Here is a 21,186-nt window from a genome sequence, read left to right as displayed (position 1 = left end):
GCTGTTCGACGACTGCTCCCTTGTTCGGCGACTGGCCCGATACATCGCGTCAGTGGTCGAACAACGCGTCAGTCAGGCGCTGCGCTCGGTCGGCGGCACCGTCAGCGCCGTACCGAAAACCCCCTGCGGATCCACCGCGTCCTTCAACGCCGCCAGCCGGTCCCGATGGGACTTCGGGAAGCACCGGTCGAGGTCGTCCGCCGTCGGATGCGACAGGAAGTTCCCGTACGCACGCTCCGGCGCCAGCCCCTTCCAGAGCTCCTCGAACTCGTCGACCTGACCGCCGTACATCTCAGTCGTGCCGAGCAGAACCGCGTTCACCATGAACCGCGCCCCGCGATGCGCGAACGCCGCCGCGTCCGCACCGACCGCGCCGTACGCACCCCCGAGCGCCCGAACGTCCACCGCCATCGCCGGCATCCGCCGACGGGCCTCGGCCAGCGTCTCCACCAGCTCAGGCGCCCACCGGTTGAACAGCCCGTTCCGCATCCGCAGCGTCCAGCCCGGCGGCATCTGCTCGGTGGTCAGGATGTCGCCGTACGGGATCTCCGCCACGGTGTCGGTGAGCACCGTGCCGAGAGCCCGCAGCGGCGCGAGCAACTGCTCGGCCTGCGCGAGATCACCCGAGACGCACACCATCACGGCGATCGGCGCCTGCCGGTCGGCGACCATCGTCGGCGGGAGCTGCACCGACGAGGACAACTCCACCGGCGCATCCGCCAGATACGCGGCCCAGCCGGTCACCACCTGCTCGAGCTGCGTCCACGGGAACAACAGACTCCCGAACAGCACCGTCGGCTGCTCCACCGCCACCACGTCGTACGACGTGACGACGCCCAGGCTCCCAGCGGAACCCCGAACACCCCAGAACAGCTCCGGCTCGTTCACCGCATCCACCCGGCGAGCGACTCCATCGGCGGTCACCACCTCGGCCCCGACCACGCTGTCGAGCGCCAGCCCGAGGCGCCGCACCATCCATCCGATCCCACCGCCACCGAGCAACCCGCCGACCCCCACCGCAGCCGTGTCACCCGACGAGATCGCCAGCCCCGAACTCCCCAGCTCCTTGGCCACTCGTCCCCAGGTTGCCCCGGTCCCGATCCGAACCGTCCGCCGATCCGGCAGCACCGACACCTCGTCCAGGAGGCCGACATCGATCACCAGTCCCCCGTCGTTCGTCCCGAACCCGGCCGGATGATGCCCGCCGCTCCGCACCGCCACCGGCAGCTGATGCTCCCCGGCGTACCGCAGCGCCGCCGCAATGTCCTCGGCACCCGCACACCGCACGACCACCGCCGGATACCCCTGCACGTTGAACGTCTTCCCCGCCACCTCGTACGCCGCATCGAGGTCCGTGAGCACCTCGCCTTGCACCGCCGCCCGCAGCCCGTCGACCCCGGACCGCGCTGCCGAACTTCCCGTCATGGTGTCCCACCCATTCAGTCCCCGGGCACCCCGTGATGGATGCCGCACCCCCTGATCGCAGCGACCCGACGATCCTCGACATCACTCGCAGAGAAATCTCCGGATATTTTCGTGCGACAGTGAATCGACGTCTGTCGAGGAGATGATCCGCATGAGCTCATCGATCCTGCCGCCGGAGGACGAACACCTCACGACCGGCTGGGAGCCGGAGGTCCCCGCCGACGATTCATTCGTCCGCCAGGCGGTCCTCGCCCACGCGTCCTGGGCCGTCGCGGCCGCCCGGCGGGCCGACCGTCCCTGGTACGACGGCGACACCTGGGCCGGCGGCATCCTCGGCGACCGCGGCCCGATCACCAACTGGATCGTCCCGAAACAACCGGTCGACCCCGCCGAAGTGATCGCATCCATCGACCGCGAACTCCCCCGCACCGTCCCGTACCTGTACGTCAGCGCCTGGCCGACCGGCGACCTCACGCCGTACGGCCTGGCCCTCGCAGGCCATCCCCCGCTGATGATGCGCTTCCCCGGTACGCCGATCACCCCGCCGACCACCGACCTCGAGATCCGCCAGGTCACCGACGATCCCACCCTCGCCGACGCCGAACGAGTCCTCATCGAGGGCTACCCACTCCCCGAACTCCAGCCGTACGAACCCGGTTCCCTCTACTCCCCGAGCTTCCTCGCCGACGACACGAGCGCCTGGGTGGCGTACGACGGCACCACCCCGCTCGCTACCTCAGTAGCCCACACCGCCCACGGCCTCACCGTCGTCGAGAACGTCGCCGTCCTCCCCCAAGCCCGAGGCCGAGGCGCCGGCGCCGCCATCACCTGGGCCGCCACCACCCATCATCCAACCCAACCGGCGACCCTCATCGCCAGCGACGCCGGCCAGCCCGTCTACCAACGCCTCACCTACCACCGCCTAGAACGCTGGACCGTCTGGGTCCGCCCCTGACGCAGCACCGATCAGACGCGCGGCTCCGTCAGCTGGTCATGCAAGTCGTCCAGCGCACCGCCGGCTTCTGTATCAGAGGTCCAGTCGTTCAGCCGGCGATCACCCGTCCACCGCGGGACGAGATGGAAGTGCAGGTGAAACACCTCCTGCCCAGCAGCAGCTCGGTTGGCCTGGAGGAGGCTCACCCCGTCAGCAGGCAAGCGCTCGAGGAGGAGCCGGGTCGTCCGCTGCAGAGCGGGACCGACCGCGGCGACGGCCTCGCCGGCGCCCTCAGCAGCCAGGTCGACCACGTGGACGCGCGGCACGACCAGCGTGTGCCCGCGGCGCAGCGGCCGGATGTCGAGGAACGCGATCGCGGAGTCGTCCTCGTACACCACCCGCGCCGGAAGACGACCCGTGGCGATCGCGCAGAAGGTGCAGACATCGTCGGCCGGCTGGCCGACGGGAGTCGGCTGGCCGACGGGAGTCGGCTGGCCGACGGGAGTCGGCACCAGGTTCACGCCCGAGACCGCGAGCCCACGGGCAACACCGGCTGGGCAACCATCGGGCTCCTTCCCTGGAAAGCACAGAAGCCCCTCGCCGGCTTCAGCGAGGGGGCTTCTGACGAGTGAAACAAACTAGCTGCGGACAGCCGCGACCAGGTGGGCGACGACCTCCGCGACCGGGACGTCGGTGCGTTCGCCCGAGCGGCGGTCCTTGACCTCGATGGTGCCGTCGGCGAGGCCCTTGCCGACCACGGCGATGGTGGGGACGCCGAGCAGTTCGGCGTCCTTGAACTTCACGCCCGGCGACACCTTCTCGCGGTCGTCGTACAGCACCGTGAGGCCCTGGGCCTCCAGCTCGGCGGCGATCTCGGCGGCCTTGGTGAAGACCTCGGCGTCCTTGCCGGTGGCGACCAGGTGGACGTCGGCGGGCGAGATCTCGCGCGGCCAGATCAGGCCGAGCTCGTCGTGGTTGCCCTCGGCGATCGCGGCGACGGCGCGGGTGACGCCGACGCCGTACGAGCCCATCGTGACCGTGACGAGCTTGCCGTTCTGGTCGAGCACCTTGAGGTCGAGCGCGTCGGCGTACTTCTGGCCGAGCTGGAAGATGTGTCCCATCTCGATCCCGCGGGCGGCCGACAGCGGACCCGAACCGTCCGGCGCGTCGTCGCCGTCGCGCACCTCGGCGGCCTGGATCGTGCCGTCGGCGGTGAAGTCGCGGCCGTGCACCAGGTTGATCACGTGGTACCCGGACTTGTCCGCGCCGGTGACCCACGCCGAGCCCTCGCCGACCCGCGGGTCGAGCAGGTACCGGATGCCGGAGCTGTTCTCCTGGCCGAGCACGCCCGGGCCGATGTACCCCTTGGCCAGCGCCGGGTTCTTGGCGAAGTCGCCGTCCTCGAACGCGGCCACCTCGGCCGGCTCGACCTGCGCGCCGAGGCGCTTCTCGTCGATCGCCCGGTCTCCCGGTACGCCGATCGCCAGCGGCTCGCGCGTCCCGTCCGGGTGCACCAGCATCACCAGCACGTTCTTCAACGTGTCCGCGGCCGTCCACTCCCGGCCGTCGGTGCGCGCGTGCTTCGCGTTCAGCGCGTCGACGAGCGTGTCGATGGTCGGCGTGTCCGGGGTGTCGACCACCTCGGACGCCGGTACGCCGGCGAAGTCCACCGCGGCGGTCTGCGGCACGACGACGGCCTCGACGTTGGCCGCGTACCCACCCGGGGAGCGGACGAAGGTGTCCTCGCCGTTCTCCGCGATCGCCAGGAACTCCTCCGAGGCCGACCCACCCATCGCGCCGGACATCGCCTGCACGATCACGTAGTCGAAGCCGAGCCGGTCGAAGATCGCGATGTACGCCTTGCGGTGCAGCTCGTACGACGCCTGCAGCCCGGCCTGGTCGATGTCGAAGGAGTAGGAGTCCTTCATCACGAACTCACGCCCGCGCAGCACGCCGGCCCGCGGCCGCGCCTCGTCGCGGTACTTGTTCTGGATCTGGTAGATCGACAGCGGCAGGTCCTTGTACGACGAGTAGAGGTCCTTCACCACCAGGGTGAACATCTCCTCGTGCGTCGGCCCGAGCAGCATGTCGGCGCCCTTGCGGTCCTTCAGCCGGAACAGGTTCGGCCCGTACTCGGTCCAGCGGCCGGTCGCCTCGTAGGGCTCGCGCGGCAGCAGCGCCGGGAAGACCAGTTCCTGCGCGCCGATCGCGTTCATCTCGTCGCGGACGATCTTCTCGACGTTGCGCAGCACCCGCAGGCCCAGCGGCAGCCAGGTGTAGATCCCGGGCGCGGTACGGCGGATGTAGCCGGCGCGGACGAGCAGCTTGTGGCTCGGGACCTCCGCGTCCGCCGGGTCCTCGCGAAGGGTGCGGAGGAACAACGACGACATACGCAGAATCACGGGAATCTCCAGGCAAGAACCAGTAGGACAGAAACTTCGGACACCAAGGAGGATATCCGTCTCCCGCATTCCGTCCGACCAGTTATCCCCAGGCGGGTCTCAGCCCACTTCGCGGGACGCCTTCAGCGCCGCCCGGATGAGCGGGATCTGCAGCGGCAGCCGCCCGAAGGCGATCGCCTTGGCGCGCCCGGATCCCTTCCGGTTCACGTCGAGCGCCATCTGCACGTTGGCCGGGAACACCGCCGCCAGCAGCGCCACGCTGGCCAGCCCGGCCGCCCGCCGCGTCCGCGGGTGGAGCAGCCCCGCGGCGCAGGCCAGTTCGGCCACCCCGGAGGCGTAGACCAGCTCCTTCTTGGCCGGCAACGCCTTCGGGACGATCCGTTCGAACGGTTTCGGCTTGACGAAGTGCAGCACGCCCATCACCGCGAACATGCCCGCCAGCCCCGTGGTGCTCCTGCTCCGTCGACTCATGGGCACACCTTATTACCTACGAGTACATTACGGCAGCGTGCCGTACGGCGTGGCCGCCGCCTTCGCGGCGTACAGGAACGCGCCCTTGTTCTTCGGCCAGAACGTCGAGTCCATGCACGAGTACGCCGGGAAGAACCCGCTGCAGCTCCCCGACCCGGCCCCGACCTCGAACGTGTACGACGGCACGCCGCGCGTCCCGTACAGCCAGTCGTCGGTCGCGCCCGGCGCGAAGTACCCGACCCCACCGTCCCCGGTCGACACCGGATACCCGTTGAACGCACCCATCTTATTGCCCAGAGCAACCAACGCCGCCCGGTTCGGCGCGGCCGTGTTGGTGTACCCGTACGGCGCCAGGATGTCGTTGCCGTAACTGTGCAGTGTCAGGAACACCCCGGTCGTGTCAGCAGCGGCCGGCGATCCGACGTCCCCCTTGGTGTCGCGGAACAGCTTGTCCAGCAGCCCCTGAACAGCAACGGTCTCCGGCTCGGACACCGCCTTCGTCCCCGGGTAGGTCTCGTCGCACGGCCCACCCTCCTGCGGATCCCACTGGAAGCTCGAGTTCCGGTTCAGGTCGATCCCGGCCGCCGCGGCCGGGCAACCGCCAGTGGTGTTGTTCACGTTCTTGCGCTGCATCACCGGCCGGCTCGGCGACGACGCCACGACGTCGACGCCGTCCGGGTTGGCCATCGGCACCACCCACAGCTCCCGCGTGTCCATCAACGACGTGATCTCCGCGTCCTTGCCGTACGACGACACCAGCAGGTCGATCCACTTGTACGCCAGCTCGCCGGTCGACAGTTCCCGCGCGTGGATCTGCGCGTGCAGCACGAACTTCGGCTTCTTGCCCGTACTGCTCAACGCGCAGTCGCCGGCCGCGAGCTTGGTGATGCACAGCGCCTGGATGTCGTGACCACCCTGGCCCTTCGTCTTCTTCCACGAGTCGCCGATGTCGTACAGCTTCACCAGGTCCGGGTGCGCCGACGCGACGGCCGCGTTGTGCTCCTCGTGCCCGGTCGACGTGTGATAGCCGCCGTAGAACGTGCCGGCGGCATCGACGCCCCGCGGGAGCGGCTGGTAGACGTCACCGATCTTGCCGAGCTCGACGCCACGCTCACGCAACTGCGACACCTCGGAAGGCGTCGCGACGACGACCGGGCGGGAGCCGTGGCCGTGACTGATGTCGTACCCGTCGCGGATCAGCCCGGCGACCGTCGTACCGGCCGGGAGCTTGAGCGAGTAGTACGCCGGCTCAGGAGCGGCGACCGGTGGGGCGGCGCTGCCCGAAGGGGCGACGACGACGGCAGCGGCGGCGAGTGCCAGGCAGGCCAGGGGGACAGTGATTTTCCGCATGGGGTTCCTTCCGCGGGGCGGGGCGGTTCGGAACAGCAAACCTCACCCGCGGTCGCCGTACCATCACAGCGAGCGCTCAGCCTCAGAACAGGATGGTCGCGAAGGTCTCGACGGTCCGGAAGCCGACCCGCTCGTACGCCGCCCGCGCGGGCGTGTTGAACGCGTTCACGTACAGCGTCACCACCGGCGCGATCTGCCGGGCCAGCTCGACCACGGCGGCCATCCCGGGCGCGGCCAGTCCCTGACCACGCCGCTCCGGATCGACCCAGACACCCTGGATCTGACAGACGCCCGAGCCGACCGAACCGACCTCGGCCTTGAACACGACCTTGCCGTCCTCGATCCGCGCGAACGCGCGCCCGGCGCGGATCAGCTCGGCCACGCGCGACCGGTAGAAGGTGCCGTCGGGTCCGGTCTGCGGCGGGACGCCGACCTCCTCGGTGTACATCGCGACGCAGGCCGGGTAGAGGATCCCGAGGTCGACCGGTTCGACCGCGCGGACCAGCGGATCGGGCTCGACCTGCGGCGGTCCGTCGATCACCATGAACGGCTGCTCGCCACGGATCTCGCGCGCCGGGCCCCAGTGCGGTTCGAGCGCCGTCCACAACTGGTCGACGGCGACGGCCGGTCCGAGGATCTGGAAACAGGTGCGCCCCCGACGCAGCGCGTACGCCGCGAAGGCGCGCAACGCGGCCTCTCCGGCGCCGACCGGAACCATGTTGCCGCCGGCATGGCACAGCGACTCGAGTACGCCCTTCTCGACGTATCCCCAGACCTCCGCCCCGCGGCGCGGATCGAGCCCGGACGCCTGCACGAGGCTGTCCACGAACACGTTCACGACAGGGTCGCGAGCGATGACGGCCCTCGCCGCTGAGAGGTCGCGAGGACCCAGAACCCGTACGCCCACGCGGAGAACCTAGCTGATTGTGGACGTTCTGGCGCGTAGCGGGTCGGTTCAGGCTTGCACCGGGTCGGCTCTGGATGCCAACTGCCGCAGGGGCGAGGTCCACGCGACCAGGACGCCGGTGAAGGCGAAGGCGCCGAGCACCAGCATCCCGGTGCGCACGCCGAGGTGGCTGCCGAGCAGACCACCGGCGACCGAGCCGAGCGTCCAGCCGACTCCCCACGACAGCATCCGGCCGGCGGTGTTGACGCGGCCGAGCAGGTGCTCGGGCGTGACCTGCTGGCGGTACGAGATCGAGTTGACGATCACCAGCACGTACGCCGAACCCCAGACCAGCAAGGCGATCGCGGCCAGCGGCCAGGTCGGCATCAACGGGGTCACCACCCCGAGCGCGGCCGAGGCCGGCAGCGCGTACAACGTGATCCCGGCGGGTTGCATCCGGCGCAGCAGCCGCGGCAGACCGGACGCCGCCGCGAGCGCACCGATCCCCCAGGCGCCGTACACGAGACCGAAGCGCAGGCCCGACGTACCGATGTGCAGGACACGATCGGTCCAGACCACCATCAGCGCCATGAAGCCACCGCCGGCGAAGGACTGGATGCTGCCGATGATCGTCATCGTGCGGACGCCGGGGTGCCGGACCAGGTACCGCACGCCCTCCGCGATGTCGGCGAACACCACCCGCGGCCGCATCGGCGCACGTCCGGCCCGTTGCTCCGACATCGCGCGGATGATGCCGCGGATCGCCAATGCCGACGCGGCGAAGCTCAACGCGTCGAGCGCGAGCAGGGTCGCCGGGTTGATCACCGCGAGCGCGAGGCCGGCCAGCGCCGGGACGAGCAGCTCGACCAGGCTGGACGCGGACCACACGGCCGCGTTCGCCTGCGCGACTTGAGCGCGCCCGACGAGGACCGGCAGGGCGCCGAAGTTGGCGCCGTCGAAGAAGGTGGCGACACCTTGGACGAGGAACGCGACCACCAGCACCTGCGCGACGGTCAATCCACCAAGCCAGTAAGCGATCGGCACGGAACTGATCAGCCCGGCGTTGACCAGATCCGCCGCCACCATGACGCGCTGGCGGTTCCATCGATCGGCCAGTGCGCCCGCGAACAACCCCGCCAGCAAGTACGGCGCGGCCTCGAGCGCGGTCACCAAGGCGGTCAGCAACGGCGATCCGCTCAACCGGTAGACAAGCACCGGCAGCGCGATCGCCGTCACCATCGACCCGGCCGTCGAGAGAACCCGGCCGAGCCAGTAGCGCCGGAAGTCCGGGTCGTCGCGCAGCCGGGCTGTAGCCGTCACCGGATCGTCAGAGGGCACGACTCATCCACATCAACTCGTCGCCGAGATCGCGGGACGGCGTCCGTGCCGCCGGGCCGAAGCCGTTGCGGCGGTAGAAGCCGATCGCCTTCTCGTTGCCTACCAGTACGTCGAGCAGCAGCTCGCTCGTCCCCGGCGGCAGCGCTGCGATCGCAGCGTCGAGCAGCGCCTTGCCGACACCGCTCCCCTGGTGATCGGGCAGCACGTAGAGCTTCCACATCACCCAGAAGCCTTCCTCCTGCCCGAGCCCGGTCATCCCGACGATCTCCCCCGCGGGACCTTCCGCAACCAGTGTGATGCCTCGCGCGATCCCCCGCTCGACCGCTTCGCGCGACCACCAGGCGGCCAGGCCGTCGGTGACGAACTCGGGCGACGCGAGGCCGTCGTACGCGACCGGCCAGGTCTTCAGCCCCACCTCGCGGACGGCGTCGACGTCGTCGAGGGTCGCCGGGCGGACGGCGATCATGCGTGCACCCGGACCGGCTGGCCGTCGGGGTCGGTGATCTCGATCGTGCCCTGAACCAGCTCGGCGGTGTACCCGGCTGCTTGCAGGCGGTCGGTCACGTCGGCCAACGGCTCAGTGGTGCGAAGCTCGAGCCGTACGGCGAAGTCGCCGGCCTGGTCGAAGGTGACGGGCTGCCGCACTCCGAGGAACTCCAGGAACGGCTTCCAATCCTCGACAGCACCGGAGAGATGTGGACTGACCGTCAGCCGGGGATCCGGCGGGGTCTGGTGGAGCTTGTAGCCGTACAGATCCTCGGAGCGCTCGTCGATCCAGATCACCAGCCCGCCGGGCGCGGTAACCGACAGGACCCGGCCGTACGCCTCGTCCCAGGTCGTCGCGTCCTCGTGGCCCGCGGCAACCAATCGTTCCTTCAGCCGATCGATGCCGTGGGTCTCGAACGACAGCCGGGTGTCACCGTGCTTGCCGCCGGTCGACGACGACTCCGCGTCGTGCAGCGCGACCATGCCGTCGCCCGCCACCAGGTCCACCCAGCTACCGTGCCTCCCTAGGATCCGCGGCGCCAGACCGAGCGTCTCCAGGAACCCCCGCATCGCCCCGACGTCCGCCGTGAACCGCAACGGCCGAATCACCACGTCGTTCATCCTCGCGCCTCCCCATGGTTGTCCAGGTACTCCGCCAGCGCCTGCTCGACCAGCGCGGACAGGCTGGCGCTCTCGTCGATCGCCTTGTGCTTGACCCGGCGAATCAGCTCGGGCGGCAGGTAGACGTTGAACTGCGCCTTCTTGGCATCTTCAGGCATGGATAGGATGCTAGCAAGCTATTCGACCGCGCACCAGTGGGCCCGCGACAGGCGGAGGACCTGCCGCGGGCCCCAGGGGTCAGACGGCCGTGGTGAGCAGTGCGTCGTCGAGGTTCTTCAGGAGCCAGGCCTTCGGGCGGGCGCCGACGACGGACCAGATCAGCTCGCCGTGGTGGAACAGCATCAGGGTCGGCATCGCCATCACCCGGTAGCGGGCGGGGATCTCCGGGTTCTCGTCGGCGTTGAGCTTGACCACGCTCAGCCGGTCGGCCCGCTCGACGGCGATCTGCTCCAGCACCGGCACGATCTGGTGGCACGGCGGGCACCACTGCGCCCAGAAATCCACCAGGACGGGCTTGCCGGCGTGCAGGACCAGCTCGTCGAAGTTGCCTTGGTCAACAACCTGCAGGGTCATGCGGTCTCCTTCTCCAGTTCTCGGCATCGGCGAGAAGGCCGGTGAGCTTGCCGCGCAGGTCGGTCAGCTCGGCGATCCGCCGATCCACCTCCGCGATCCGCAACCGGTACGCCGACAGCGACGCCGGGCACACGTCGGCCCGGTCGTTGCCGGCCCGCAGGCACTCGATGAACGGGTAGGTCTGCTCCGCGGTCAGCCCGAGACTCAGCAACGCCTTCACCTCGCGGACAATCACGACGTCCTCCGCGCTGTACCGGCGGTAGCCGTTCGGCTCCCGCTCGGGCTTCAGCAGTCCCTGCGCCTCGTAGTACCGCACCGCCTTGACCGTCACACCGGCCTCGGCCGCCAGGTCCCCGATCTGCATCCCGCCTCCTCGTCACCGACGCTAAACCCTGCCCCTGGGGTCAAGGTCAAGCCTACGGTCGCCGCAGCCTCTGGCAGCAGGCTCTCGCCGAGGCCCGAGAATGGTGCGCATGATGCTCGGGAGCTTTCGGCACGATCCGGATCTGGACCTGACGGGCCGGACGCTGCAGCGCACCGCCGTGCGGGGTGCGCTGTTTCGCGGGGACGAGCTGCTGATGCTCGGGTCGCGCCACGGTGATTACAAGTTCCCTGGCGGCGGGGTCGAGGCCGGCGAGGATCAGGCGGCGGCGTTGCAGCGGGAGTACGTCGAGGAGTGCGGGCTGGCCGGTGTCGAGGTCGGGTTGTCGTGCGGCAGCACGATCGAGTACCTGCGGCCGAACGAGCCGGAGTACCGGGTGTTCAAGATGACCTCGCACTACTTCTTCTGCTCGTCTCCTGCGTCGGGTTTCGCCGAGCAGCAGCTGGAGGGCTACGAGGCCGAGCTCGAGCTGACGCCTCGCTGGATCACCGTGGCCGACGCGCTGCGGGCCAACCGTGCCGTGCGGGAGCGAGGCGTCGGCGTCATGCGGTGGCTGGTGCGGGAGACAAAGGTGCTGGAGCATCTGCTGACTGCCGGGCCACCCGCGCCAGCGGCCGGGTGAGCGCCGCCGAAGCCAGCAGGGACAGTACGGCGAGGCCCGTCATCGCTGTGGCCGGGCCGACGAGGTCCGCTGTCGCACCGGCGATCACTGCGGTGACGCCGAACGTCGTCATGCGCAGGGCGGACTCCAGGCCCAGCACCTGACCGCGGAGCTCGACGGGAGTCGCATCGGTGAGCAGCTCCTGCTGAGCGAGCGAGGCGCCGTACCCGGTGCAGGCCACAGCGACGAGCGCAGCCAGTACGCCGAGCGGCAGGTGGAAGGCGAAGCCCAGGAACGGTGCGGCGAGCAGGAAGCGCAGGTACGCGCTCACCTTGCGCCGAGAGGTTCGGTTGAGGAAGCGGCCGACCACCAGGTCGCCGGTCATCATGCCGGCGGCACCTGCCGCCAGGAGCAGGCCGGCACCCGCACCGGCGTACGGGACGAAGAGGGCCTCGCAGCCGACGATCAGCCCGTTGGGGATGCACAGGGCGAGCAGGAGCGGGCGAGTGCTCGGCCGCTGCAGCAGGGCGCGGTTGCCGCGCCAGGTCTCGCGGAGGCTCGTCCGGGCGACCCTGCGCGGCGCGCGGTCCTGCAGGCCGAAGCGGAGGACCGGGATGGCCAGTGCGGCGAAGGCAGTTGCCAGCCAGAAGACCTGGTTGGGGTTGAAGACCTGGAGCAGCAGCCCGGCCGCGCCGAAGCCGGCGATCTGCATGGCGCCGACGGAGAGGTTCATCGCCGAGCGGCCGAGCACGAACTGGTCGGGCGCGACGACCTCGTTCAGCAGTCCCCAGCGGACGCCGGCGCCGATGCTCAGGCCGTACGCGACGGCCAGGGTGAGGATCACCCGGGCGGCCGACGAGAGCTCGAACGCCGCCTGGGCCGCGACGGCTGCCGTCGAGAGCATGGCGAGCAGGACCAGGATCCGCCGCGGGCGGGCGGTGTCGGCAGCGGACATCAGCGTGGACGCGCCGACCACCTGCGCCAGCGACGGGCCGAACATGACGAACGCGGTCAGCAACGCCGACCCGGTCTGGTTGTTCACCACGATGGCCAGGGTCAGGCTCGTCATCGTCGACGACGCGTTGCTCAGCGCGCTGCTCAGCCACAGGCTGCGGAACTCGGAGCGGCGGAAGATCTCGCGGTAGGTGCTCATGCGTTCAACCCTCGCGGTGCGACGGGTTCCGGCCTACAGTTTCGCCTGGAGCCGAAACCTCAGGAGGGTCGTGTCCGAGTTCCTCGTCGACGCCGACGTACTGGTGAACGCGCGCTTCGGCACCTCCCAGCTGACCGAGACGGTGTCGGCGCTGAAGATGCTCCGGCAGCCGTCCCAGCCCCGGTACCGGGCTTGGCGCGACTTGCATCTACCCGGTTGGGAGGCCGAGCTGGCCGCTCACCCGTTGGGCGCCGCCGTCATCGAGGCGTCGTTCGGACCTCGCTGGACCGCCGACTTCCTCACGGTCCCGCCACTCGCGCCCGACCTCACCTTCGAGGAGGAGATCGCCCCACTCGCCGCCACCACCGACGCCCACATCCGCGCCGACCTGCTGGTCACCCGCTCCCCCGACGAGTCCTCCTTCGCCGGCACCATCCGCAACGCCCGCGTACCTGTCGATCACGATGCCCGCCCACCCGCAGATTCAGGCACCACCGACACGAGCCGACCAGCACCGGACGTCCCCCCGCCCGACGGCCCAAGTCTGCTCCCCCGCTTGGTTGCCGAAGGCAATAACCTTGCGGCCGAAGTGGCCGGCCTCCTGCGCTGGATCTGGACGACGACGATCGAACCCGACTGGCCCCGGCGCTACCGCGTCCTCCAGGCCGACATCGTCTCCCGGACGTCGAGCCTGAGCGCGCGCGGCTGGTCCGGCGTCCTGCAGGGCCTCGGTCCGGACATCCGCTGGCTCGGCGACGGCCGCCTTCAGGTCAACCGCACGAACTTCCCGCCGACCGACGTCCGTGGGCACGACCTGATGTTCATCGCCACCCACGGCCTGCGCTCCAGCGTGACCTGGCGCCTGCCCGACCAGTTCGCGATCAACTACCCGGTCAGCGGGATCTTCGCCGCCGTCCAGCCACTCGCCGAACCGCTGGTCCGCCTCCTCGGCCGCAACCGTGCCCGAATCCTCGTCGAAGCCGCCGCCCCGGTCAGTACGACGTCGCTCGTCGCAACCACAGGCCTCTCGCTCGCCAGCGTCGCCGACCACCTCCGCGTCCTGTCCGACGCGGGCCTGCTCCACCGCCGCCGCTCCGGCCGCCAGGTCCTCTACTGGCAGACCACCACAGGCCGAGACATCAGCACGGGCCAGCCGGGCTAGGCGATCCCGGTCTCCTGCCGCACCCACTCCGCCAGGACCTTGGCAGCAGCATCGACCTGCGCAGGCCAGTCCAGCGCGCTGTCGTCGGCTGAGTCCGACACGTACTTCACCAACCGCACCGGTACGCCGAACTCCCGGCAGGCGAACACCACGCCGTACGCCTCCATGTCGACCAGGTGAGCCCGCTCGGCCAGCCGGCTCCGCACCACTGGATCGGTGACGAACACATCGCCGGAGGCCAGCACCGTCCCGTCGCCGCCCTCGATCGCCAGCGACTCCTTCGGGTCCAGCCCGATCGCCCGGACCGCGTCGGCGTTGACGTCGTGGTTGATCACCTCGCTGGGCAGGTACAGCCCGGCCAGCCCGTCGCGCAGGGCGCCCGTCGTACCGACGTTGAGGACGACGAGATCGGTGGCGTCCGTCGCCGCGAGCGCCTTCGCGGTGGCGACCGCGGCCGCCGTCTTGCCGACACCGGTCAGCACGACCGGAATCCCTTCGGGCACGTACTTCGCCTCGCCCGCGATCGCGCTGACCACCAGATACCGAGTCACGCCCCGAAGAGTACCGGCGCCGGGCAACGCGAAGGTGCCACGGACGGGACCGTGGCACCTTCACCACCAGCGTTCTGACTCCTCGGCCGCGCGGCCGGCGTACGGACTAGCTGTACTGCCCAGGCAGGTTGGTTAACCGGCTGATGGGTGGTTGGTTTCCGATGGCGGTGTGGAGTCGGTGGTGATTGTAGTAGTGGAGCCAGGGTGCGAGGGCTGAGTTGCGTTCTTGGTTGCTGGTGTAGAAGCGGTTGTAGGCCCAGCCGTCGGCGAGGGTGCGGTGGAAGCGTTCGATCTTGCCGTTGGTCTGGGGTCGGTAGGGCCGGGTTTTCTTGGGTGTGATGCCGAGTTCGGTGCAGGCGTCGTTCCAGGCGCGGGATCGGTAGGCCGAGCCGTTGTCGGACAGGACTCGTTCGGTAGTGATGCCGCGGGCGGCGAACCAGGCGACGGCTCGGTGCAGTACGCCGATCGCGGTGGCGGCTTTTTCGTCGGTGTGGATTTCGGCGTAGGCGACGCGGGAGTGGTCGTCGATGACGGTGTGGATGTGAGCTACTCCGACCAGCGCACGGTGGTTGTGTCCGCGTTGTCCGGTGCGGTGAGCTGTTGTGAGGCCGTTCTTCTTGCCTTGGGCTCGGCCGAGGTAGCGGTGGCCGCCGCCGTCGGGGATCTGACCGAACTTGGTGACATCGACGTGCAGCATCGCGCCCGGGTGCGGGTGTTCGTAGCGGCGGATCGGCTCGCCGGTGACGCGGTCGATGTGGCGTAACCGGTTGATCCGGCAGCGCACCAGTACGGCGTGAACGGTCGAGGATGCCATGGCCAGTCGGCCGGCGATCTGGACAGGGCCGAGCCGCATACGCCACCGCAACCGCACGATCTGTCGCACAGACGCCGGTGGTGAGGCGCCACGAACCTTCCGGACAGTGACCCAACTAAGATTGGGTTGTCTGGAAAGGGAAGATGTTGCCGCGTCCGAAAAAGAATTTCACTCCTGAGTATCGGGAGGAAGCCGTGAAGTCGGTGATCGAGACTTCACGTCCTGTCGCTCAGGTTGCCAGGGAGTTGGGCATCAACCCGGGAACCCTCAGTAACTGGGTGAGCGCCTATAAGCGTGACCATGCCGGCGAGGAACCGGCACTCAGTGTGAATGAGCGTGCCAGGCTCCGCGAGTTGGAGCGGGAGACGCGGGAACTCCGGATGGAGAACGAGTTCCTGAAAAAAGCCGCAGCATACTTCGCCAAGGATCATCGTTGAGCGACAAGTTCGAGTTCATCGACGCGGAATATGCAGACAGTCTGACCGGGAAGAACGAAGACGCGCCGTCGATTGTGAAGATGTGCCGATGGCTCGGGGTGAAGCGATCCAGTTTCAACGATTGGCGCAGCCGGCCGGCGTCGGCGACCGTGAAGCGCCAAGGCGAACTCAAGTTGATCATCGCCAAGTCATTCGAGGAGTCCGACGAGACCTACGGATACCGGCGCGTGCATGCTGACCTGATCGCGTGGGGCGTCGGCTGCGGGCTGGAGTTGGTGCGCAAACTCATGCGGGAACTGGGCCTGGAGCCGTGCCAGCCGCGGCCGTGGCGGCACAGCCTGACTGAGCAGGACGGCCAGGCCGGCCCGATCCCTGACCTGGTCGCGCGAGACTTCACCGCCGACGGGCCCGGCGTCAAGATGGTCGGTGACATCACCTATGTATCGACTTGGGAAGGCTGGTTGTATCTGGCGACTGTGATCGATTGCCACACCAAAGCCGTGATCGGGTGGGCGATGGGCGACAACTACAAGACCCCACTCATCGAAGCAGCCATCGAAATGGCTGCCCGGAATCAGGAGCTCTCCGACGGCGCGATCTTCCACTCCGACCGGGGAAGTAATTACACATCCGCCCAGTTCGCCGAGACATTGAAGAATAACAACATTCGTCAATCAGTCGGCCGGACTGGCATCTGCTACGACAATGCGATGGCGGAATCGTTCTTCGGAGCACTGAAGAACGAACGCACCCACCGCACCGAATACCCGACCCGGGAACAAGCACGCCGCGATATTGCCCGATACATCGAATTACGCTACAATACCAAACGTCGCCACTCGGGGCTCGGCTACAAGACCCCGCAGCAAGTCCACGAAGATTACCTCGAATTACAGTCTGCAGCGTGAACTAACCGTTAAAAGGCTGTCCGGAAAACGCGTGGCACCTCATGGTGTCTTGGCCGGACTGTGATGCGGTCGCGATGACCGGTCGGACATCGCGGTCGGACCCGCGGCGGCATAGCGGCTGGACCAGCGGTTCGCGGTCGGCCACGACACCTGGAACATCTTGGCGGCCATCGAAACCGACCAGCCCTCATCCACAACCAGACGCGCCAGCCGCAGGCGCGCGCGAGGGGTCAATGCAGCGTTAGCGTGGGACACGAAGGCCTCCTGGCCGTGAAGCGGTTACTCGACATCTCCACTTCACGCCGGGAGGCCTTCACCCATCAATCACATTCACAACGTGTCATCACAAAACTTCAACCAACCTGCCTGGGCAGTACAACTAGCCGACGGTGACCGTCGGCTCGCCGCCGTCGACGGACTCGCCCATCTCCTCGGCGATCCGCAGCGCTTCCTCGATCAGGGTCTCGACGATCTGCGACTCGGGAACGGTCTTGATCACCTCGCCCTTGACGAAGATCTGGCCCTTGCCGTTGCCGGAGGCAACACCGAGGTCGGCCTCACGCGCCTCGCCCGGACCGTTCACCACGCAGCCCATCACGGCAACCCGCAGCGGCACCTCCATGCCCTCGAGCCCGGCGGTGACCTGCTCGGCCAGCGTGTACACGTCGACCTGGGCGCGCCCGCAGGACGGGCAGGAGACGATCTCGAGCTTGCGCTCGCGCAGGTTCAGCGACTGCAGGATCTGCAGGCCGACCTTGACCTCCTCGACCGGCGGCGCGGACAGCGAGACGCGGATCGTGTCACCGATCCCCTTGGACAGCAGCGCGCCGAAGGCGACCGACGACTTGATCGTGCCCTGGAACGCCGGGCCGGCCTCGGTGACGCCGAGGTGCAGCGGCCAGTCGCCGCGCTCGGACAGCAGCTCGTAGGCCTTCACCATCACGACCGGGTCGTTGTGCTTGACCGAGATCTTGAAGTCGTGGAAGTCGTGCTCCTCGAACAGCGAGGCCTCCCAGACCGCGGACTCGACCAGCGCCTCCGGCGTGGCCTTGCCGTACTTCTCCAGCAGCCGCGGGTCCAGCGAGCCGGCGTTCACGCCGATCCGGATCGAGGTGCCGTGGTCCTTGGCGGCCTTGGCGATCTCCTTGACCTGGTCGTCGAACTTGCGGATGTTGCCCGGGTTGACCCGGACCGCCGCGCAGCCGGCCTCGATCGCCGCGAACACGTACTTGGGCTGGAAGTGGATGTCGGCGATCACCGGGAGCTGCGAGTGCTTGGCGATCTCCGGCAGGGCCTCGGCGTCGTCCTGCGAGGGGCAGGCGACCCGGACGATGTCGCAGCCGGCCGCGGTCAGTTCCGCGATCTGCTGCAGCGTGGTGTTGACGTCCGACGTCAGGGTCGTCGTCATCGACTGCACCGACACCGGCGCGTCGCCACCGACCAGCACCTTGCCCACCTTGATCTGGCGGGTCTTGCGGCGGGGGGCGAGGGTCGGCGGAGGCAGCGCGGGCATGCCCAGGGAGATGCTCATGTGTCCTTTAACCGTTGAGAAGGGTTATCCGTTGAAGAGCCGGATCGGGTTGACGATGTCGGCGATGACGAGCAGCACGCCCATCACCACGATCACGCTGGCCGCGACGTAGGCGATCGGCAGCAGCTTGGCGACGTCGACGTAGCCCGGGTCGGGCCGGCCGAGCAGCTTCGCGAAGCCGCGCTTGACGCCCTCCCAGATCGCGCCGAGCATGTGCCCGCCGTCCAGCGGCAGCAGCGGGATGAAGTTGAACAGGGCCAGGAACAGGTTCAGCGAGGCGAGCAGCGAGATCAGGAACGCGATCCGCGCGCCGCCGGTCAGGTCCTGGTTGGCCGCGACCTCGCCGGCCACCCGGCTGGCGCCGACGACGCTCATCGGGCTGTCCTGGTCGCGGTCGCCGCCGACGATCGACTTGGCCACCCCGACCAGCTTCTCGGGGAAGTTGCCGAGCGCCTTGACGGTGGCCACCGTCAGCTCGCCCATCTTGTCGACCACGAAGCCGAAGTCCTGCCGCTCGACCTTCTGCTCCGGCGAGACGCCGAGGAAGCCGACCTGGACGAACTTGTCGGAGTTCACGTCGTCGCGGACCTGGTTGATGATCGTGCTGGTGGTCAGCTCGGTCCGGGCCCCGTCGCGCTCGACGACGATCGTGGCCGGCTTGTCGGTGTTGGCGCGGATCAGCGGGGTCAACTGGTCCCAGCTGTCGATCGCCGTCCCGTTGAAGGCGACGATCTTGTCGCCGACCTGGAAGCCCGCCACCTTGGCCGGCGACTTCTGGTCGCCGTCCTGGCACTTGCGGTCGGCCGAGGCCTGGGAGGCCGGGATCACACAGTCGGTCACGGTCGCGACCGTGGTCTGCGCGACGTTCGCGCCGTACAGCATGAACAGGCCGCCGAACAGGACGAACGCGATCACGACGTTGACCAGCGGGCCCGACGCCATCACGATCAGCTTCTTCCACCACACCTTCTGGTAGAACAGCCGCCCGTCGTCGCTGGCCTCGATCGTCTCGTACTCCGCGGAGCGCGCGTTCTCGACCATCGACTGGATCGGCCCGGTGTTGGCCTTGCGGACCTTGGTCGGGTCCTGGCCCTTGGCCGGCGGCATCATGCCGATGATCCGGACGAACCCGCCGGCCGGGATCGCCTTGATCCCGTACTCGGTCTCGCCGCGCTTGACCGACCAGATCGTCCGGCCGAAGCCGACGAAGAACTGCGTCACCTTCATCCCGAACAACTTGGCCGGGACCATGTGACCGACCTCATGCAGGCCGACCGAGACGAGAATGCCCACGACGAACAGAACCACGCCGATGAGGGTCAGTAGAGCGGTCATGCCTGTGTGGTCTCCTGGCCGTTGTCGTTGCCGCCGACGGTCAGCTCGCGAGCCCGGGTCCGCGCCCAGGCGTCCGCGGCGAGCACGTCGTCGATGGACAGTTCCTCGTACGAGGGTACGTCGTGCTCGGTCACCACCCGGGCGACGGTGTCGACGATCGCCAGGAACGGCAGCCGGCCGTCCCGGAACGCCTGCACGCAGACCTCGTTCGCCGCGTTGAACACCGCCGGGGCGGTACCGCCCCGGGTCCCGGCCTCGCGGGCCAGCTGGACCGAGGGGAACGCCTCACCGTCGAGCGGCAGGAACTCCCAGCTGCTCGCCGTGGCGAAGTCCCATGGCGGCGATGCGTCCGGTATCCGGTCGGGCCAGCCGAGGCCGAGCGCGATCGGGACCGTCATCGTCGGCAGGCCGACCTGGGCGATCGTGGCGCCGTCGGTGAACTCGACCATCGAGTGCACCGCCTGCTGCGGGTGCACGACGACGTCGACCCGGTCGATCGGTACGCCGAAGAGCAGGTGCGCCTCGATCAGCTCGAGGCCCTTGTTGACCAGGGTGGCGGAGTTGATCGTGACGACCGGGCCCATCGCGAAGTTCGGGTGCGCCAGCGCCTGCTCGACGGTCACCTCGGCCAGCTCGGACCGGGCCTTGCCGAGGAACGGCCCGCCGCTCGCGGTGAGCACCAACCGGCGTACCTCGTCGCCACTGCCGCCGCGCAGGCACTGGGCGATCGCGCTGTGCTCGGAATCGACCGGCACGATCTGCCCCGGCTTGACCCGCCGGGTGACCAGCGGACCGCCGATGACCAGCGACTCCTTGTTGGCCAGGGCAAGCGTGTTGCCCGCGTCGAGCGCGGCCAGCGTCGGCCGCAGCCCGAGCGAACCGGTGATCCCGTTCAGCACGACGTCGCACGGCAGGGCGGCGAGCTCGCTGGACGCGTCCGGCCCGGTCAGGATCTTCGGGATCCGGAACTCGCCCTGCGCGTACCCCTTGCGCTGCGCCTCGGCGTAGAACGCGAGCTGCAGATCCTGCGCCACCGTCGCCTTGGCGACCGCCACCACGTCGACCTCGAACTCCAGCGCCTGCCGCGCCAGCAGGTCGACGTTGCCCCCACCCGCCGACAGCGCGCACACCCGGAACCGGTCTCGGTTACGCCCGATCAGCTCCAGGGCCTGAGTGCCGATGGAGCCGGTCGAGCCGAGAATGACGACGGTTCGCGGATTCACCCGGCCATTGTTTCAGGTCGGGCCCGCCGCCAGCGATTCGCCGTACGCCGTCCTGTGGACAACCCGTCACCGGGTGGCGTCGGCCAGTTGTCCCTCGGCCACCTCGGCGGTGCCGGAGCGGCGCCAGGTCAGCCAGCCCCGGCACAGGAAGTACGCCGCGAGCGTGGTCACCACCATGATCGTGTCGCTGACGGCGTTCCGGCTGGCGCCGTCGGTGTCGATCAGCACGAAGGCGAACACGGTCACGGCGATCTTCTGCGCCAGCACCAGCTCCCAGAGGCCGCGGAACTGCCGCGGCCGCCAGGCGAGCAGGGCCCACAGCCCGGCGAAGACCAGGTAGGCGGTCGTCACCCAGAACTCCATCTGGACCGTCGCGTCGGAGGCTTCGAGGACACGACCGATTCCGTAGGCGAAGGCGCCGACCGTGGCGACCGCGTCGAAGGCCAGCAGGGTGCGTCCGATCCGGTCCGCCCAGGGGGCGGGAGTGGCGACTGACATGGCACTGCCTTTCGTTGTGCACCGACCGGTGCGGTGAGGTTTTCGGCGCCTCGTCGAGACGTGCCACCACCTTCGCCCGGTGGGCCCTGCCATCGCCTCGGTGGA

General features: G+C 68.9%; 22 protein-coding genes and 2 pseudogenes. 4 read left to right on the top strand and 20 right to left on the bottom strand.

All coding sequences use genetic code 11. From position 1 onward, the window contains the following. Positions 1-72: 72 nt before the first annotated feature. Positions 73-1,425 (bottom strand): FAD-binding oxidoreductase, encoded by a 1,353-nt coding sequence (locus tag HDA39_RS06040; protein ID WP_184794250.1) that lies wholly within the window; start codon positions 1,423-1,425, stop codon positions 73-75. 151 nt (positions 1,426-1,576) lie between these two features. On the opposite strand from HDA39_RS06040, the gene HDA39_RS06035 reads away from it, so the two are divergent. Next, positions 1,577-2,380, top strand: a complete 804-nt coding sequence (locus HDA39_RS06035) for a GNAT family protein (protein ID WP_184794249.1) — start codon at positions 1,577-1,579, stop codon at positions 2,378-2,380. 11 nt (positions 2,381-2,391) lie between these two features. Here the strand turns inward: HDA39_RS06035 and HDA39_RS06030 are convergent, their stop codons facing one another. From HDA39_RS06030 to HDA39_RS05980, 11 genes are all read right to left on the bottom strand, one after another. Further along, the gene (locus tag HDA39_RS06030) at positions 2,392-2,871 is read right to left on the bottom strand and encodes an HIT family protein (RefSeq protein WP_337925643.1); all 480 of its coding nucleotides are present in this window, start codon (positions 2,869-2,871) and stop codon (positions 2,392-2,394) included. A gap of 126 nt (positions 2,872-2,997) precedes the next feature. Continuing rightward, entirely contained in the window at positions 2,998-4,761 is a 1,764-nt protein-coding gene (locus tag HDA39_RS06025; RefSeq protein ID WP_184794247.1) for a proline--tRNA ligase, read from the bottom strand. 99 nt (positions 4,762-4,860) lie between these two features. Continuing rightward, positions 4,861-5,232, bottom strand: a complete 372-nt coding sequence (locus tag HDA39_RS06020; RefSeq protein ID WP_184794246.1) for a DoxX family protein — start codon at positions 5,230-5,232, stop codon at positions 4,861-4,863. A 27-nt stretch (positions 5,233-5,259) separates the two neighbouring features. Further along, complete coding sequence (locus HDA39_RS06015; RefSeq protein ID WP_184794245.1) at positions 5,260-6,582, bottom strand: M14 family zinc carboxypeptidase; 1,323 nt, start codon at positions 6,580-6,582, stop codon at positions 5,260-5,262. A gap of 82 nt (positions 6,583-6,664) precedes the next feature. After that, complete coding sequence (locus tag HDA39_RS06010) at positions 6,665-7,489, bottom strand: GNAT family N-acetyltransferase (protein ID WP_184794244.1); 825 nt, start codon at positions 7,487-7,489, stop codon at positions 6,665-6,667. Positions 7,490-7,537: 48 nt separating this feature from the next. Continuing rightward, on the bottom strand, positions 7,538-8,806 hold the full coding sequence (locus tag HDA39_RS06005) for an MFS transporter (RefSeq protein ID WP_184794243.1): 1,269 nt from the start codon (positions 8,804-8,806) through the stop codon (positions 7,538-7,540). Then, complete coding sequence (locus tag HDA39_RS06000) at positions 8,796-9,272, bottom strand: GNAT family N-acetyltransferase (RefSeq protein WP_184794242.1); 477 nt, start codon at positions 9,270-9,272, stop codon at positions 8,796-8,798. Before HDA39_RS06000 ends, HDA39_RS06005 begins: the two co-directional genes overlap by 11 nt. Then, entirely contained in the window at positions 9,269-9,913 is a 645-nt protein-coding gene (locus HDA39_RS05995; protein ID WP_184794241.1) for a VOC family protein, read from the bottom strand. The genes HDA39_RS06000 and HDA39_RS05995 overlap by 4 nt, the downstream gene beginning before the upstream one ends. After that, the gene (locus HDA39_RS05990; RefSeq protein WP_184794240.1) at positions 9,910-10,071 is read right to left on the bottom strand and encodes a ribbon-helix-helix domain-containing protein; all 162 of its coding nucleotides are present in this window, start codon (positions 10,069-10,071) and stop codon (positions 9,910-9,912) included. The genes HDA39_RS05995 and HDA39_RS05990 overlap by 4 nt, the downstream gene beginning before the upstream one ends. Positions 10,072-10,150: 79 nt before the next feature. After that, complete coding sequence (trxA, locus tag HDA39_RS05985; RefSeq protein WP_184794239.1) at positions 10,151-10,486, bottom strand: thioredoxin; 336 nt, start codon at positions 10,484-10,486, stop codon at positions 10,151-10,153. Further along, positions 10,467-10,850, bottom strand: coding sequence for a MerR family transcriptional regulator (locus tag HDA39_RS05980; RefSeq protein ID WP_184794238.1), 384 nt, complete (start codon positions 10,848-10,850; stop codon positions 10,467-10,469). Before HDA39_RS05980 ends, trxA begins: the two co-directional genes overlap by 20 nt. A 109-nt stretch (positions 10,851-10,959) precedes the next feature. On the opposite strand from HDA39_RS05980, the gene HDA39_RS05975 reads away from it, so the two are divergent. After that, a complete protein-coding gene (locus HDA39_RS05975) occupies positions 10,960-11,490 on the top strand; it encodes an NUDIX domain-containing protein (protein ID WP_184794237.1) in 531 nt (176 codons plus the stop codon). Here HDA39_RS05975 and HDA39_RS05970 read toward each other — a convergent pair. Further along, positions 11,411-12,622: an MFS transporter gene (locus tag HDA39_RS05970; protein ID WP_184794236.1), complete on the bottom strand. Its 1,212-nt coding sequence runs from the start codon at positions 12,620-12,622 to the stop codon at positions 11,411-11,413. The two genes, HDA39_RS05975 and HDA39_RS05970, sit on opposite strands and share 80 nt — an antisense overlap. A 70-nt stretch (positions 12,623-12,692) precedes the next feature. Between HDA39_RS05970 and HDA39_RS43625 the strand changes: the two genes are divergently transcribed. Further along, positions 12,693-13,784 (top strand): helix-turn-helix domain-containing protein, encoded by a 1,092-nt coding sequence (locus tag HDA39_RS43625; RefSeq protein ID WP_184794235.1) that lies wholly within the window; start codon positions 12,693-12,695, stop codon positions 13,782-13,784. On the opposite strand, the gene HDA39_RS05960 is transcribed toward HDA39_RS43625, so the two are convergent. Next, positions 13,781-14,335, bottom strand: a complete 555-nt coding sequence (locus HDA39_RS05960; RefSeq protein WP_184794234.1) for a nucleosidase — start codon at positions 14,333-14,335, stop codon at positions 13,781-13,783. The two genes, HDA39_RS43625 and HDA39_RS05960, sit on opposite strands and share 4 nt — an antisense overlap. 106 nt (positions 14,336-14,441) lie before the next feature. After that, a pseudogene (locus HDA39_RS05955) lies at positions 14,442-15,224 on the bottom strand (IS481 family transposase); the annotation flags it as partial. 71 nt (positions 15,225-15,295) lie between these two features. Here HDA39_RS05955 and HDA39_RS05950 point away from each other — a divergent pair. Continuing rightward, positions 15,296-16,494, top strand: a protein-coding gene (locus HDA39_RS05950; protein WP_184805606.1) for an IS3 family transposase whose coding sequence is annotated in 2 segments (ribosomal slippage) — positions 15,296-15,560 and positions 15,560-16,494 — 1,200 coding nt in all. Because the reading frame shifts where the segments join, the coding sequence is not laid out codon by codon here. Positions 16,495-16,536: 42 nt separating this feature from the next. On the opposite strand, the pseudogene HDA39_RS05945 reads toward HDA39_RS05950, so the two are convergent. The 5 genes and pseudogenes from HDA39_RS05945 to HDA39_RS05925 form a co-directional block, all read right to left on the bottom strand. Beyond that, a pseudogene (locus HDA39_RS05945) lies at positions 16,537-16,749 on the bottom strand (leucine zipper domain-containing protein); the annotation flags it as partial. Between the two features lie 124 nt (positions 16,750-16,873). Then, complete coding sequence (gene ispG / locus HDA39_RS05940; RefSeq protein WP_184794232.1) at positions 16,874-18,025, bottom strand: flavodoxin-dependent (E)-4-hydroxy-3-methylbut-2-enyl-diphosphate synthase; 1,152 nt, start codon at positions 18,023-18,025, stop codon at positions 16,874-16,876. A 24-nt stretch (positions 18,026-18,049) separates the two neighbouring features. Continuing rightward, positions 18,050-19,360: a M50 family metallopeptidase gene (locus HDA39_RS05935; protein WP_184794231.1), complete on the bottom strand. Its 1,311-nt coding sequence runs from the start codon at positions 19,358-19,360 to the stop codon at positions 18,050-18,052. Beyond that, on the bottom strand, positions 19,357-20,583 hold the full coding sequence (gene dxr, locus HDA39_RS05930) for a 1-deoxy-D-xylulose-5-phosphate reductoisomerase (RefSeq protein WP_184794230.1): 1,227 nt from the start codon (positions 20,581-20,583) through the stop codon (positions 19,357-19,359). Before dxr ends, HDA39_RS05935 begins: the two co-directional genes overlap by 4 nt. A 66-nt stretch (positions 20,584-20,649) precedes the next feature. Beyond that, positions 20,650-21,081: a hypothetical protein gene (locus HDA39_RS05925; protein ID WP_184794229.1), complete on the bottom strand. Its 432-nt coding sequence runs from the start codon at positions 21,079-21,081 to the stop codon at positions 20,650-20,652. Positions 21,082-21,186: the final 105 nt, after the last annotated feature.

Source organism: Kribbella italica (genome assembly GCF_014205135.1).
Lineage (GTDB): Bacteria > Actinomycetota > Actinomycetes > Propionibacteriales > Kribbellaceae > Kribbella > Kribbella italica.
This window is presented reverse-complemented; position numbering and strand designations above follow the sequence as displayed.

Coding starts and splice junctions, on each gene's coding strand:
- HDA39_RS06040 (WP_184794250.1), bottom strand. CDS start 1,425: ATGACGGGAAGTTCGGCAGCGCGGTCCGGGGTCGACGGGCTGCGGGCG.
- HDA39_RS06035 (WP_184794249.1), top strand. CDS start 1,577: ATGAGCTCATCGATCCTGCCGCCGGAGGACGAACACCTCACGACCGGC.
- HDA39_RS06020 (WP_184794246.1), bottom strand. CDS start 5,232: ATGAGTCGACGGAGCAGGAGCACCACGGGGCTGGCGGGCATGTTCGCG.
- HDA39_RS06015 (WP_184794245.1), bottom strand. CDS start 6,582: ATGCGGAAAATCACTGTCCCCCTGGCCTGCCTGGCACTCGCCGCCGCT.
- HDA39_RS06000 (WP_184794242.1), bottom strand. CDS start 9,272: ATGATCGCCGTCCGCCCGGCGACCCTCGACGACGTCGACGCCGTCCGC.
- HDA39_RS05995 (WP_184794241.1), bottom strand. CDS start 9,913: ATGAACGACGTGGTGATTCGGCCGTTGCGGTTCACGGCGGACGTCGGG.
- HDA39_RS05990 (WP_184794240.1), bottom strand. CDS start 10,071: ATGCCTGAAGATGCCAAGAAGGCGCAGTTCAACGTCTACCTGCCGCCC.
- trxA (WP_184794239.1), bottom strand. CDS start 10,486: ATGACCCTGCAGGTTGTTGACCAAGGCAACTTCGACGAGCTGGTCCTG.
- HDA39_RS05980 (WP_184794238.1), bottom strand. CDS start 10,850: ATGCAGATCGGGGACCTGGCGGCCGAGGCCGGTGTGACGGTCAAGGCG.
- HDA39_RS05975 (WP_184794237.1), top strand. CDS start 10,960: ATGATGCTCGGGAGCTTTCGGCACGATCCGGATCTGGACCTGACGGGC.
- HDA39_RS05970 (WP_184794236.1), bottom strand. CDS start 12,622: ATGAGCACCTACCGCGAGATCTTCCGCCGCTCCGAGTTCCGCAGCCTG.
- ispG (WP_184794232.1), bottom strand. CDS start 18,025: ATGAGCATCTCCCTGGGCATGCCCGCGCTGCCTCCGCCGACCCTCGCC.
- HDA39_RS05935 (WP_184794231.1), bottom strand. CDS start 19,360: ATGACCGCTCTACTGACCCTCATCGGCGTGGTTCTGTTCGTCGTGGGC.
- HDA39_RS05925 (WP_184794229.1), bottom strand. CDS start 21,081: ATGTCAGTCGCCACTCCCGCCCCCTGGGCGGACCGGATCGGACGCACC.